11 protein-coding genes and 1 pseudogene are annotated in these 13,507 nt (G+C 37.1%); 11 read left to right on the top strand and 1 reads right to left on the bottom strand.

The annotated features are described in order from the left end of the window. Positions 1-78: 78 nt before the first annotated feature. The gene (locus EK386_RS03330; RefSeq protein ID WP_126657609.1) at positions 79-1,764 is read right to left on the bottom strand and encodes an Rqc2 family fibronectin-binding protein; all 1,686 of its coding nucleotides are present in this window, start codon (positions 1,762-1,764) and stop codon (positions 79-81) included. Positions 1,765-1,940: 176 nt separating this feature from the next. On the opposite strand from EK386_RS03330, the gene EK386_RS03325 reads away from it, so the two are divergent. The 11 genes and pseudogenes from EK386_RS03325 to pknB all read left to right on the top strand — a co-directional run bounded on the left by EK386_RS03325 (position 1,941) and on the right by pknB (position 13,505). After that, complete coding sequence (locus EK386_RS03325) at positions 1,941-2,816, top strand: YicC/YloC family endoribonuclease (RefSeq protein WP_126657608.1); 876 nt, start codon at positions 1,941-1,943, stop codon at positions 2,814-2,816. 70 nt (positions 2,817-2,886) lie between these two features. Continuing rightward, on the top strand, positions 2,887-3,504 hold the full coding sequence (gene gmk, locus EK386_RS03320; protein WP_126657607.1) for a guanylate kinase: 618 nt from the start codon (positions 2,887-2,889) through the stop codon (positions 3,502-3,504). A gap of 3 nt (positions 3,505-3,507) precedes the next feature. Then, the gene (gene rpoZ / locus EK386_RS03315) at positions 3,508-3,732 is read left to right on the top strand and encodes a DNA-directed RNA polymerase subunit omega (RefSeq protein WP_126657606.1); all 225 of its coding nucleotides are present in this window, start codon (positions 3,508-3,510) and stop codon (positions 3,730-3,732) included. 110 nt (positions 3,733-3,842) lie between these two features. Then, a pseudogene (gene coaBC, locus EK386_RS03310) lies at positions 3,843-4,373 on the top strand (bifunctional phosphopantothenoylcysteine decarboxylase/phosphopantothenate--cysteine ligase CoaBC); the annotation flags it as partial. A 20-nt stretch (positions 4,374-4,393) separates the two neighbouring features. Beyond that, positions 4,394-6,811, top strand: a complete 2,418-nt coding sequence (priA, locus tag EK386_RS03305; RefSeq protein ID WP_126657604.1) for a primosomal protein N' — start codon at positions 4,394-4,396, stop codon at positions 6,809-6,811. 23 nt (positions 6,812-6,834) lie between these two features. Beyond that, positions 6,835-7,326 (top strand): peptide deformylase, encoded by a 492-nt coding sequence (def, locus tag EK386_RS03300; protein WP_126657603.1) that lies wholly within the window; start codon positions 6,835-6,837, stop codon positions 7,324-7,326. Positions 7,327-7,328: 2 nt separating this feature from the next. Beyond that, on the top strand, positions 7,329-8,267 hold the full coding sequence (gene fmt, locus EK386_RS03295; protein ID WP_126657602.1) for a methionyl-tRNA formyltransferase: 939 nt from the start codon (positions 7,329-7,331) through the stop codon (positions 8,265-8,267). Beyond that, complete coding sequence (gene rsmB / locus EK386_RS03290; RefSeq protein WP_126657601.1) at positions 8,264-9,622, top strand: 16S rRNA (cytosine(967)-C(5))-methyltransferase RsmB; 1,359 nt, start codon at positions 8,264-8,266, stop codon at positions 9,620-9,622. The genes fmt and rsmB overlap by 4 nt, the downstream gene beginning before the upstream one ends. A gap of 24 nt (positions 9,623-9,646) precedes the next feature. Beyond that, entirely contained in the window at positions 9,647-10,786 is a 1,140-nt protein-coding gene (rlmN, locus tag EK386_RS03285) for a dual-specificity RNA methyltransferase RlmN (RefSeq protein ID WP_126657600.1), read from the top strand. Between the two features lie 5 nt (positions 10,787-10,791). Continuing rightward, complete coding sequence (locus EK386_RS03280) at positions 10,792-11,541, top strand: Stp1/IreP family PP2C-type Ser/Thr phosphatase (RefSeq protein ID WP_126657599.1); 750 nt, start codon at positions 10,792-10,794, stop codon at positions 11,539-11,541. Positions 11,542-11,543: 2 nt separating this feature from the next. Further along, entirely contained in the window at positions 11,544-13,505 is a 1,962-nt protein-coding gene (gene pknB, locus EK386_RS03275; RefSeq protein WP_126657598.1) for a Stk1 family PASTA domain-containing Ser/Thr kinase, read from the top strand. Positions 13,506-13,507: the final 2 nt, after the last annotated feature.

Genomic DNA, 13,507 nt, shown 5'->3' with positions numbered 1-13,507 from the left:
TTAATTATTAGCGAGTAAGTGAGAATTTTTATAGAAAAAAGCAAAAAACGCCCTAATTTCGGACGTTTTTAATAAAGTCTATTTTTTTAGTTTTAAGACGATATCTTCTTCTGGTGTCACATAAAGCGTCTTTTGTTCAAAGTAAATGACAAAGCCTGGTTTAGCGCCGCTTGGTTTTTTCACTTGACGAATTTCGGTATAGTCAACCGGAACAGAAGATGAATCTCGTGCTTTACTAAAGTAGGCGCTTAATGTGGCTGCTTCTAATAAAGTTGTTTCATCCGGCTCGCTTGAATGAATGACAACATGAGAACCCGGGATATCTTTTGTATGTAACCAAATTTCAGATCTTTTGGCTAATTTAAATGTTAAATAATCATTTTGTTTATTATTTTTTCCAACAGATATTTGAATACCAGATGAAGAAACATATTGCTCTGGAGACGGTTTAGTAGGTTTTTTCTTCTTTTTGCTACTGCGTAAACGAAGATAACCTTGTTCTGCTAGTTCTTCTCGGATTTCCTCAATGTCGGCTGGGGATGCTTGCTCTACTTGCGCCAATAACATTTCGAAATATTGTACATCACTATTTGTTTTTTCGATTTGTTCATTCACCATAATAAGGGCGTTTTTCGCTTTATTGTATTTTGTATAGTAGCTTTGTGCGTTTTCAACAGGAGTTTTTCTTTCGCTAATCGGAATGGTTATTTGTTCGCCTTGATCGCTATAGTAATTGGTAACTGTAACTTCCTTCATTTCTTTTTCAAATTGATAAAGATTTGCCATTAATAACTCACCGTATAATTGATACTTATCAAGTTTTGATGCATTATCTAAATCTTTTTGAAGTTTTTTTAATTTTAACTTTAATTTATTTAGTTCAGTTTGTAGCCATCGTTCTAAATCACCGGCTTGTTGTTTTACACGATCCCGTTCCGCCCGCGCGTAAAAAACACGATCCAGTAAAGAGCTTAAGCTGTCAAAAGTCATTTGCTGCCCTGTTATATGCGTAATCGTAGCAGGTGAGAAGTACGTTTTTCGTTCGACTTCTAAATAAGTCGGATGTGCACTTGTAATGATTTCATCGACAAACTGGTGAAACACTTGGGCAACATCATCTGCGTTATTTATCCGATGAAGTAGTTCTGTAGCATGAATTGGTGAAAACCCTTTGAACGTTTCCACAATTTCTTTTTCTGTTTGTTTATTTGCAAAAAAGTGCTGTATTTCATCGTCTCCAATTTGAGTTGGATTTATTTTGTCTTGTGGTGGTGGTGTTATATACGTCTGGCCTGGTAAAACTGTACGATAGCTATTGATCGATGGTGGAAGATGTTTTAAACTATCAATGATTTTATCGGTCTGACTATCTAATAAAATTAAATTACTATGTCTTCCCATTATTTCAATGGTAAGTTTTCGAAATACCGTATCACCAATCTCATTTTTACTTTCGATTCCAAATGATATCACACGTTCAAAAGCATCGGTTTGAATCGCATGAATAAATCCGCCTTCAATATGTTTTCGTAATAACATACAAAACATTGGTGGTTCTGCTGGATTATCAATGGTATGTTCTGTTAAATGAACACGTGCATAAGATGGGTGGATGGAAAAAAGTAATTTATAATTTTCGCCATTCGCACGGATATGTAAAATTACTTCAAGTGAATTTGGTTGGTGAATTTTTGTAATACGACCGGTTACAAGCTTATTTAATTCTTTTGCCATAGCAAAGGTAAATAATCCATCAAAAGCCATTGTGGTACCTCTTTTCTATCTAATCAGTAACTTCTTTGCGTGTACTTGCGCTTTCTTTATTATACATCAGTTTAGGGTGGTTGCCTCTAACATACACTTTTTCTTTACTTGTTTCATTAATATTATTAAACTTTATGTTATAATTGGTAATATTGCAAAGAAAGGTGTGACGAACCTTGGTACGTAGTATGACTGGTTTTGGCAGGGGTGTCACAAATACGGAAAACTATCAATTAACTGTAGAAATTCGTTCGGTTAATCATCGTTTTCTAGAAATATACACTAAATTTCCAAAAGAATGGTTAGAAGTTGAAAGTTTAGCCAAAAAAATAGTAGCTGAATATGTACAACGTGGGAAATTAGATGTAGTTGTCAATTTGAAATCGGGTGGAAATGAAGCAACTACTTTCCAAATAAATTGGCCGTTAATTGAGGCTTATAAGAAAGTGAAAGAACAACTTCGTGAAGTAGTACCGTTAGAAGAAAAATGGACAATGAATGAAATTTTTTCATTAGAGAACGCATTATCCTATGAAAAAGAACCATTACCGTTAGAAGAACTTCAAATCGGGATAGCTCAGGCGATTAGACAAGCTGCTGAACAATTGTTAGATATGCGTAAGCAAGAAGGAATCCAATTAAAAAATGCTTTACTACTATATAAAGAGCAATTACATGAACAAGTGGAGCTTATTCGACAACAATCAACCGAAGCAGTTAAAAAGTATAGAGAAAAATTGATTGAAAGAATAACGGACATTGCTACAGTAGACGTATTGGATGATCGAATCCTTGCCGAAGTAGCTATTTTTGCAGAAAGAGTGGATATTTCAGAAGAACTCGATCGCTTGGTTAGTCATTTTAAGCAGCTCGAAGGAACCCTAGAAGAATCGGTATCAGTAGGTAGAAAATTAGATTTCTTAATGCAGGAAATGCACCGTGAAATTAATACAATTGGTTCCAAAAACCAATCTACAGAAGTATCGATTGCTGTTGTTCAATCGAAAACGATTTTAGAAAAAATGCGAGAGCAAGTACAAAATATTGAATAATTTGTTTACGCTACTATAATTAGCTGAATAATACTGTTATAAGTAGTGAGTAAGGGAGAAGTTGAGAACAATGAGAAAAGAACGAGGTTTATTAATTGTTCTATCAGGCCCATCTGGTGTCGGTAAAGGAACAGTACGAAAAGAACTCTTTTCAAAGGCCGGCACGAACTATGAATATTCGATTTCAATGACAACACGTGCACCACGCGCGGGTGAAGTGGATGGGGTCGATTATTTTTTCAAATCACGAGAAGAATTTGAAGCATTAATAGAAGAAGGCGGGCTATTAGAACATGCTGAATTTGTTGGCAATTATTATGGTACGCCACTAGCATATGTAAATGAAACACTTGATGCAGGTCGAGATGTCTTCTTAGAAATTGAAGTACAAGGTGCAGCACAAATTCGTGAAAAAGCACCTGAAGCTCTGTTTATATTTTTAGCCCCTCCAAGTATTTCTGAACTACAAAGTCGATTAGTTGGAAGAGGAACTGAAACAGAAGAAATTATTACAAAACGAATTGCAACGGCTCGCGAAGAACTTGAAATGATGAGTTTATATGATTACGTTGTAGAAAATGATGAAATCCAAAATGCTTGTGATAAAATTAATGCAATCATTGTCGCGGAACATTGCCGACGTGAACGTGTTGAAAAACAATATTTGTCTATGTTGAGAGGAGAATAAAACATGTTATACCCATCTATTGACGCTTTAAAAAATAAAATTGATTCAAAATATTCGTTAGTGAGTCTTGCATCTAAGCGTGCTCGCCAAATGCAAGAACAAGGTGACGAAAAATTACAAGTTTATGTATCATATAAATCTGTAGGAAAAGCATTAGAAGAAGTAGCTGCTGGTGTATTAAAGAAAGAAAAACAAGACGAATCGACTGTATACGAAGACGAAGTATAATGTTCTAACAGATTATTTTTCAATAGTGTCAGCTTAAATGCTTGGCTTCTTAGTAGCTCCCGAAGAATTTTTTTCTTTGGGAGCTTATCATTTGAAAGGATGAATTCATCGTGAAAAAAAATATTTTATTATGCGTTTCTGGCGGAATAGCTGTTTATAAAGCAGTGGCTCTTGTAAGTAAGTTAACACAAGCAAATTTTAATGTGAAAGTCATCATGACTGAATCTGCTCGTCAGTTTGTTAATCCATTAAGTTTTCAAGTGATGTCAAAAAATGATGTCTACTATGACACGTTTGATGAAAAAGAATCGCAAAAAATTGCTCATATTGATTTAGCAGACTGGGCTGATTTGATTCTCGTTGCACCTGCTACAGCAAACGTCATCGGAAAACTGGCAAATGGTATTGCAGACGATATGGTTACGACGACACTTCTTGCTGCTACATGTCCCGTTTGGCTCGCACCAGCAATGAATGTTCATATGTATGATCATCCTGCAGTGAAAAGAAATATTGCCCGCCTTCACGAAGATGGATGCTCTTTTATTGAACCATCAGAAGGTTTTTTAGCATGTGGCTATGTAGGGAAGGGTCGTTTAGAGGAACCGGAAAAAATTACGGATATTATTGTGCATTATTTTAAAGGGGAAGCAACAACGAAATGATAGGCTTAGTGGCGGAAATCATTGTCGATGTAGCTGCTTATCCTGTAGACCGGCCCTTTGACTATGCAGTGCCTCTTCCGATGGTCCCATTAATAGAAAATGGTAGTCGAGTTAAAGTTCCATTTGGCCCACGTAACGTACTTGGGTTTGTTGTCAATTTAAAAAATCATACAGAGGTACCTGCGGATAAAATTAAACCTATCAGTCAATTGCTTGATATTGAACCTGTATTAACACCAGAAATGCTTGAACTTGCCAAATGGCTCAAAAATGAAACGATCTGTTATGAAATCGATGCCCTTCAAGTGATGTTACCTTCCGCTTTACGAGCAAAATATGAAAAAATAATTACTTTACAAAATTCGATTGAACAGTTGCCGCAACCACTACAACCTTTTTTTATCCGCTCTAATAAAATAAATTATAAAGAGTTTGAAAAGAGCGGTCTGTTGCATGAATTAAAACTGGCATTAAATGAAAAATTAGTCATCATCGAATATGTCGTAAAACAAAAAGGGAAAGTGAAGGAAGTTCGAAAAGTTCAAGTGACGGACGATTTAGAAAAAATAAATAAAATAGCAAATGAACTTTCCAATCGAGCGAAAAAACAAAAACAACTGATTGAGTGGATGAAAGAGCATCCGGGGGAAATTATGGATCCGGAAACACTTTATTCGGAAACAAATACGTCCCAACAAGTATTACAGGCTTTAATTGATCAAGGTGCCGCAAAATTTATTCAAGAAGAAATATTTCGCGATCCGTTTTCGAAAGAAGTCGAAAAAACATCCTTTTTAAATTTAACGGAAGAACAAGCGATCGCACTTCATAAAATAAGCAATTCGATTGAACAACAACAATCCGAAACCTTCTTATTACATGGAATTACAGGAAGTGGAAAAACGGAAGTGTATTTGCAAGCTATTGCACAATGTTTAAAGAAAGGGAAAGAAGCAATCGTCCTTGTGCCTGAGATTTCCCTGACACCGCAAATGACGGAACGATTCCGCTCTCGATTCGGTGAACTTGTAGCCGTGATGCATAGTGGATTATCTGTTGGGGAGAAGTATGATGAGTGGCGCAAAGTACACCAAGGGAAAGTGAAGGTTGTTGTCGGAGCTAGATCAGCCATCTTTGCACCCTTTGAAAATGTGGGGATTATTATTTTGGATGAAGAACACGAATCCACCTACAAACAAGAAGATACTCCTAGATATCATGCGCGAGATGTGGCCATTTGGCGTGGGAACTATCACAATTGTCCAATTGTATTAGGAAGCGCGACCCCTTCGTTAGAATCTTTTGCTCGTGCGAAAAAGAATGTCTATTCGCTGTTAACTTTACAAAAAAGAGCCTTAAAGCAGTCTTTACCTACAGTTCAAATAGTAGATATGCGAGATGAGTTGAAAAAAGGCAACCGTTCGATGTTTTCGCAACAATTAGTGCAATCCATTGAAACTCGTCTGGAGAAGAATGAGCAAATTGTCCTGTTCTTAAATCGACGAGGCTATTCTTCTTTTGTGTTATGTCGTGATTGTGGGACGGTTTTACAATGTCAAAACTGTGATATTTCCCTCACATACCACCGCTCAACGGAAAAATGTAAATGTCATTATTGTGGTTATGAAGAGCGAGTACCACAAACATGTCCACAATGCCAAAGTGAGCATATTCGTTTTTTCGGAACAGGCACGCAAAAAGTAGAAGAAGAATTGGCAAAACTTTTCCCCGAGGCTCGCGTACTTCGAATGGATGTAGATACGACAAAAACAAAAGGGTCTCACGAACAGATTTTGACGTCTTTCGGTAACGGGGAAGCAGATATATTACTGGGGACACAAATGATTGCAAAAGGATTGGATTATCCAAATATTACATTAGTAGGTGTTTTGAGTGCAGATACATCCTTACATTTACCTGATTTCCGCGCAGCAGAAAAAACCTTTCAATTGCTTACTCAAGTAAGTGGTCGGGCGGGTCGCCATGAAAAGCCGGGTGAGGTCGTGATTCAAACTTATACACCGGAGCATTATGCCATTGAATTATCGAAGGCGCAACATTATGAACCCTTCTATGAAAGAGAAATGTTAATGCGTCATCAGGCCGGATATCCTCCGTACTATTACTTAGCTCTTATTCAAATATCTCATACAGATGTGATGCAAGCAGCAGAGTATGCCCATAAAGCAGTAGAATGGTTACGTGCAAAGCTGTCCTTTAATGTCTCGATTATTGGACCAACCGCTTCAGGCATTAGCCGTCTCCAAAATAGATATCGCTACCAATGTTTGATAAAATACAAAATAGAACCAGATTTGATTCCAACGCTAATGCAGCTTATAAAACTGTATCGTTCGGATTGGATTAAAAAAGGAATACTTTTAACCGTTGATTTAGAACCAACGATGATATAGAAGTGTAGAAAGAGGTAAACTAGATGGCAATTAAAGAAGTAATTAAGCACCCTGCAAAAGTACTTACAGAAAAATGTACTGAAGTAACAGAAATTAATGAAGAAATTATTACACTTCTAGATGATTTATATGACACAATGATCGAGCATGACGGCGTTGGGATTGCAGCTCCTCAAATTAATGTTCCATTACGTGTAGCAATTGTTGAAATTGGTGAGGAACGTGCAATATTAGAAATGATTAATCCGATTGTACTTGAGACGGATGGAGCTGAGGTGGATATAGAAGGTTGCCTTAGCTTCCCAAATCTTTTTGGTGAAGTAGAAAGACCTACATATGTAAAAATCGAAGCATGTGATCGCGAAGGGCGTGTTTATGAATTAGAAGCGGGTGGATTTGATGCTCGTGCAATTCTCCATGAAATCGATCATTTAGAAGGCGTATTATTTGATTCAAAGTTGATTCGAATTGTAACGGAAGAAGAGTTAGCCCAAATGTATGGTGAGGAGGAGTAATCTTGACGAAAGTTGTTTTTATGGGTACACCCGATTTTAGCGTTCCTATTTTACGAATGATTCATGAAGAAGGTTACGAAGTGTTAGCGGTTGTGACACAGCCAGATCGTCCAGTTGGTCGTAAGAGAGTACTAACGCCTCCTCCGGTGAAAGCAGAGGCGTTACGTTTAGGATTACCGGTTATTCAGCCTGAGAGATTGCGTGGATCCCAAGAACTAGAAGAAATCATTGCATTAGCTCCAGATATAATTATTACAGCAGCTTATGGACAAATCTTACCGAAAGTTTTACTTGACGCCCCACCTTTAGGCTGCATTAATGTGCATGCCTCACTACTACCAAAGTATCGAGGTGGCGCACCAATCCACCAAGCAATTTTAGATGGTGAAAAAACAACAGGTGTAACGATTATGTACATGGCGGAAAAATTAGATGCTGGTGATATTATTTCACAACGAGAAATTGCCATAGAAGAATCAGATAATACGGGCATTCTTTTTGATAAATTAAGTACAATAGGAAGAGATTTATTAAAAGAAACCCTTCCTGCTATTATCGCTGGTACAAATGAGCGCATTATACAAGACGAGGAACAAGTAACTTTTGCGCATAATATTTCAAGGGACCAAGAACGGATTCATTGGGAAAAAGATGCTCGAGCTGTATTTAATCAAGTGCGCGGCTTATCACCTTGGCCAGTAGCGTATACAACATTACAAGGTGAAAACGTGAAAATATGGTCTGCAAAAATGGGGAATACTTCTTCTAATGGAGAACCTGGTCAAGTCGTAAACATTAATAAAACTAGTTTTGAAGTTTCAACAGGAAATGGAACAATTGAAATTTTAGATCTACAGCCTGCTGGAAAAAAACGTATGACTGCTGAAGAATATTTACGAGGAACAGGTTCGAAACTATCGATAGGGGACCAATTTGAATGACAAAAAAGAAAGCAATCATTTGGGATGGAAATGTTCGCGATGCAGCACTAACCATTCTATTAGCAGTTGATAAAAACCAGGCGTACAGTAATTTGTTATTAAATCAAACGATTAATAAGTATAAGATTGAAGCAAAGGATCGCGCGTTATTAACTGAAATTACTTATGGTACATTGCAACATAAATATACACTCGATTTCTATTTAGAACCTTTTATTCGTGGGAAAATCGATCTTTGGGTTAGATGGCTTCTGCGACTTTCTGTATACCAAATTGTTTATTTAAATCGCGTACCAGACCATGCTGCGGTGAATGAAGCAGTGGAAATCGCAAAACGAAGAGGTCATAAAGGCATCGCATCAACGGTTAACGGCATTCTACGTTCGATACTGCGACAAGGAATTCCTTCAATTGATGAGATTACTGACCCGATTAAACGTTTAGCTATTAAAACAAGTCATCCAGAATGGTTAGTTCAGCGTTTTATTGAAGCTTATGGTGTTGAAAAAACGACAGAAATGTTGCATGAAAATAATATGCCACCAATTCAAACGGTTCGTGTCAATACAACAAAAGCAACTGTTAATGAAGTGCTTGCATTATTAGAAAAGGAACATATTGAGGCAAAACAAAGTAATGTGATGCCAGAATGTATCCATTTAATTAATGGGCAAGCTTCTAGAACACAAGCGTTCAAAGATGGCTATATAACAATTCAAGATGAGAGCTCTATGATGCCTGCTAATGTGCTGCATCCACAAAAAGGCTGGCGTATATTAGATATGTGTGCAGCACCTGGTGGCAAAACAACTCATATAGCCGAAAAGATGGGCAATGAGGGATCTATTTTAGCCACAGATATTCATCCACATAAATTGGATTTAATTGATGAAAATAGTGCAAGACTAGGTTTAAATATTATCGAAACCGCGCCAGTCGATGGAAGAAAAGCAGCACAAGTTTTGCCTGCGGAATCCTTTGATGCAATATTAGTCGATGCACCTTGCTCAGGACTTGGCGTGATGCGTCGTAAACCAGATATTAAATATACAAAACGTGAAGAAGACTTCGAAAGCCTTCATAAAATTCAACTCGAGCTATTAGATAATGCCGTTCAAGTACTTAAGCCAGGTGGACGTCTCGTTTATAGTACTTGTACAATCGATCGCGAGGAAAATGAAGGAACAGTCAAAGCCTTTTTAGCGTCTCACCCTGAGATGGAATTAGCGGATATTGAAAATTTACCGACAGCTTTATTAAACAAAGGACAAGGTGGAATGCTTCAAGTTTTTCCACAAGACTTTGGCAGCGATGGATTTTTTGTGGCAGCATTTCGCAAAAAACTACTTAGATAAACTAAAGGAGAATCCTAAACTCAAATGGATGAAAATAAATTTAATGAACGTATACAAGATTTAGTAGAAGAGGCAGAACAAACGCCTCGTCGTCGTGAGAAGAAAGAAAAGCAGCAACTGAAAGAATCGATTTATTCATTGCGTTTAGATCAGTTAAAAGATTGGTTAAGTGAAAACGGAGAAAAACCATTTAGAGCAGGTCAAATTTACGAATGGTTATATGATAAACGTGTCAAAACCTTTGAAGAAATGTCGAATCTTTCGAAAGCATTACGTGAAAAATTAGAAGCGAATTTTGCTCTAACAACGCTCTCTACAATTATTAAACAAGAATCGAAAGACGGAACGATTAAATTTTTGTTCCAATTACAAGATGGCTATTCGATTGAAACGGTGTTAATGCGCCATGAATATGGAAATTCTGTTTGTGTCACAACGCAAGTAGGTTGTCGTATTGGTTGTACATTTTGTGCTTCCACATTAGGTGGGTTAAAACGCCATTTATTAGCTGGAGAAATCGTCGAACAAGTCGTAAAAGTACAGCAAGCTTTAGATGAAGTAGATGAGCGTGTTTCCCATGTTGTGATTATGGGGATTGGCGAACCATTTGATAACTATGATGCGATGATGAACTTCTTAAAAGTCATTAATGATGATAAAGGGTTAAATATCGGAGCACGTCACATTACGGTTTCGACATCGGGCATTATTCCAAAAATCTATCAATTTGCGGATGAACAATTGCAAATTAATTTTGCCTTGTCATTACATGCACCTAACCAGGAATTACGTCAAAAACTAATGCCAATTGCCCGAGCATATAAAATTGAAGACTTAATGGAAGCGATCCGATACTATACAAATAAAACTGGGCGTCGCGTAAGTTTTGAGTATGGATTATTTGGTGGCGAAAATGATTCAGTTGAACAAGCAGAAGAATTATCGAAATTAATAAAAGGAATTAAATGTCATGTCAACTTAATTCCTGTTAACTATGTACCAGAAAGAGATTACGTAAGAACACCAAGAAATCAAATTTTTGCCTTTGAAAAGACGTTAAAAAAGAATGGAATTAATGTAACAATTCGTCGAGAACACGGATCGGACATTGACGCAGCTTGCGGTCAATTACGAGCGAAAGAGAGAGCTCAAGAGACGAGGTGACTACTGTGAAGTATACAGTCGAAAGTGATATAGGACGTAAACGAAAAGTGAATGAGGATCGGGTTGCTTTTTTTGAGCATCCTGATCACTTTAAACTCGCCATATTAGCAGATGGTATGGGCGGTCATAATGCAGGGGACGTTGCCAGTGAAATGGCCATTGAAGAAATGAAATCTCATTTTTTACAGGTAGATCAAGCTCAACTAGAAACACCTGATGCGAAAAAAGCGTGGTTAGATGATGTTATTTCAACTATAAATAATAAAATTTATCAACATTCCTTATCACATGAAGGCTGTAATGGGATGGGGACCACTTTAATTGCTGTACTGATTGATGAACAGGATTGTGTCGTGGCACATATTGGCGATAGTCGAGTTTATTATTTTACTTCTGAGCACGTAGCACTTATTACAAGGGATCATTCGTATGTCAATGTTTTATTAGATCATGGTGAAATAAGTGAAGAGGAAGCAGAAAACCATCCACAAAAAAACTTTATCGTAAAGTCACTAGGAACTGAGTCAACAATCGACCCAGATTTTTATAACTTCACCTTAGAACAATCATCTTATCTATTAATTTGTTCAGATGGTTTGAGCAATAAAATTACAACGGATGAAATGGCAGCGATTTTAGCATTGCCAATGTCCATTAATGAAAAAGGAAAGAAGCTTATCCAATTAGCAAATGATTCAGGTGGAGAAGATAATATTTCCGTTATTTTACTATCTCTAAATGATGGGGAGGTGTAACGATGCTGATAGGTAAAAGAATAAATGACCGTTATAAAATTTTACAGCTAATTGGTGGCGGAGGAATGTCGAACGTCTATTTAGCGCATGACATGATCTTAAACCGTGAAGTAGCCGTAAAAATATTACGCTATGATGCTTTAAATGAAGAAGAATTTCATCGTCGTTTCCAACGTGAAGCATTATCTGCAACGAGTCTTCTACATCCTAATATTGTGAGCATTTATGATGTTGGTGAAGATGGAGATATGCATTATATTGTCATGGAGTACATTAAAGGAAAAACATTAAAGCAGTACATTAATGAGTCATTGCCTTTGTCTCCAGCCCGTAGTGTTCAAATTATGAAACAACTAACGTCGGCAATTGCTCATGCTCATGAGAATCAAATAATCCATCGTGATATCAAACCACAAAATATTTTAGTAGATCATGACGGAAATATTAAAGTAACAGACTTCGGTATTGCGACATCATTAAGTGCTACTAGCTATACAAAAACAAATTCAGTAATAGGTACAGTACATTACATATCACCCGAGCAAGCAAGAGGTGGTACTGCCACAAAAAAATCGGATATTTATGCACTGGGAATTGTGCTATATGAGCTGTTAACGGGAGAGCTTCCTTTCTCTGGGGAGTCTGCTGTATCGATCGCATTAAAGCATTTGCAGACAGAAACACCATCCGTTCGTTCTTTTGATGGCACGATACCACAAAGTCTAGAAAATGTTGTGTTGAAAGCAACAGCTAAAAACCCATCTCATCGTTATTCGTCCGTTGAAGAAATGGAAGAAGATTTGTCAACCGTACTCTCGCCAAATCGTTTACATGAGCCAAAGTTTTCACCACCTATTGATGATGATGAAACAAAAGCGATCCCAATCATTAAAGATCGTATGCCGGTCACGGAAATAGGGAATACGAAAGTGTTACCACAGGAAAAAGAGCATCCTGCATTAGAAGAGAAAAAAACGACGACAAAAAAACCTCTCAAAAAGAAAAAGGGTAAAGTAGTCAGTATTGTTATCGCTTTTATTGCGATTATCATTCTCGCTGGGATTTTATTAATGAATCTACTAAAACCTTCGAAAATAGAAATACCGGATGTTGCAAATATGGAGATTGAAGAAGCAAAAGAACTATTAGAAGAAGCTGGTTTTGTCATTGGAGAAGAAAGAGAGAAAAACTCCGAAGACATTGAAGAAGGTCTCGTAATGGAAACGAACCCAAAAGCAGGTTTAAACCGTGAAAAAGGAACCGAAATTGATTTAATTATTAGTATCGGGAATGAAAAAATTGAAATGAAAGACTATGTAGGTCAACAAATTTCACAAGTTTCCTCTATTCTAGAAAATGCTGGTTTTAAAGACGTTGATTTTAAAGAAGTGAATTCCAATGAATCAGTTGGAACAATTTTAGAACAAAGTCCGGATGCAGGCGAAGAAATAGACCCGAAAGATACAACGGTTACATTTACGATTAGCAAAGGCAAAAGTTATGTAACAGTATCGAATTTAGCAGGATATAACGATGCGGCATTGAAGGAATATGAACGTAGCTCAGGGCTAAGGGTTAAGGTGAAGAGCCAGGAACATTCTGAAAATGTTCCAGCAGGAGAAGTGATCTCACAAACTCCAAAAGCGAATGCACAAGTCGAAGCGGGTGCAACGATACAAGTTGTGATTTCAAAGGGGCCAGCTGCGAAAAGTGTAAAGGTCTATTATAAAGAAATTACGATTCCATATGAGCCTGTGATCATTGGGGAAGAACAACGAATTCGTATTTTTATTCAAGATAAGAACAAAACGATGGGAGAAGCTTTTGACGAATTTTCAATAATGGAAGACCATAGCTATCGAATTCCATTAGAAATAGAAGAAGGGTCGAAAGCGATTTATCGAATTGAGCGAGACTCCATCAATATTGTAGAAGAAACAATCACATATGAAGATGCAAGTTAGGG

The sequence above is a fragment of the Lysinibacillus antri genome, from assembly GCF_003977595.1.
GTDB classification, from domain to species: Bacteria; Bacillota; Bacilli; order Bacillales_A; family Planococcaceae; genus Ureibacillus; species Ureibacillus antri.
Note: the sequence above shows the minus strand (reverse complement) of the source record. Positions and strands in the feature narration are given on the sequence as shown.

Bases quoted from the DNA above. Each gene is read 5' to 3' on its own strand.
- EK386_RS03330 (WP_126657609.1), bottom strand. From the start codon at position 1,764: ATGGCTTTTGATGGATTATTTACCTTTGCTATGGCAAAAGAATTAAAT.
- gmk (WP_126657607.1), top strand. From the start codon at position 2,887: ATGAGAAAAGAACGAGGTTTATTAATTGTTCTATCAGGCCCATCTGGT.
- rpoZ (WP_126657606.1), top strand. From the start codon at position 3,508: ATGTTATACCCATCTATTGACGCTTTAAAAAATAAAATTGATTCAAAA.
- priA (WP_126657604.1), top strand. From the start codon at position 4,394: ATGATAGGCTTAGTGGCGGAAATCATTGTCGATGTAGCTGCTTATCCT.
- def (WP_126657603.1), top strand. From the start codon at position 6,835: ATGGCAATTAAAGAAGTAATTAAGCACCCTGCAAAAGTACTTACAGAA.
- rsmB (WP_126657601.1), top strand. From the start codon at position 8,264: ATGACAAAAAAGAAAGCAATCATTTGGGATGGAAATGTTCGCGATGCA.
- rlmN (WP_126657600.1), top strand. From the start codon at position 9,647: ATGGATGAAAATAAATTTAATGAACGTATACAAGATTTAGTAGAAGAG.
- pknB (WP_126657598.1), top strand. From the start codon at position 11,544: ATGCTGATAGGTAAAAGAATAAATGACCGTTATAAAATTTTACAGCTA.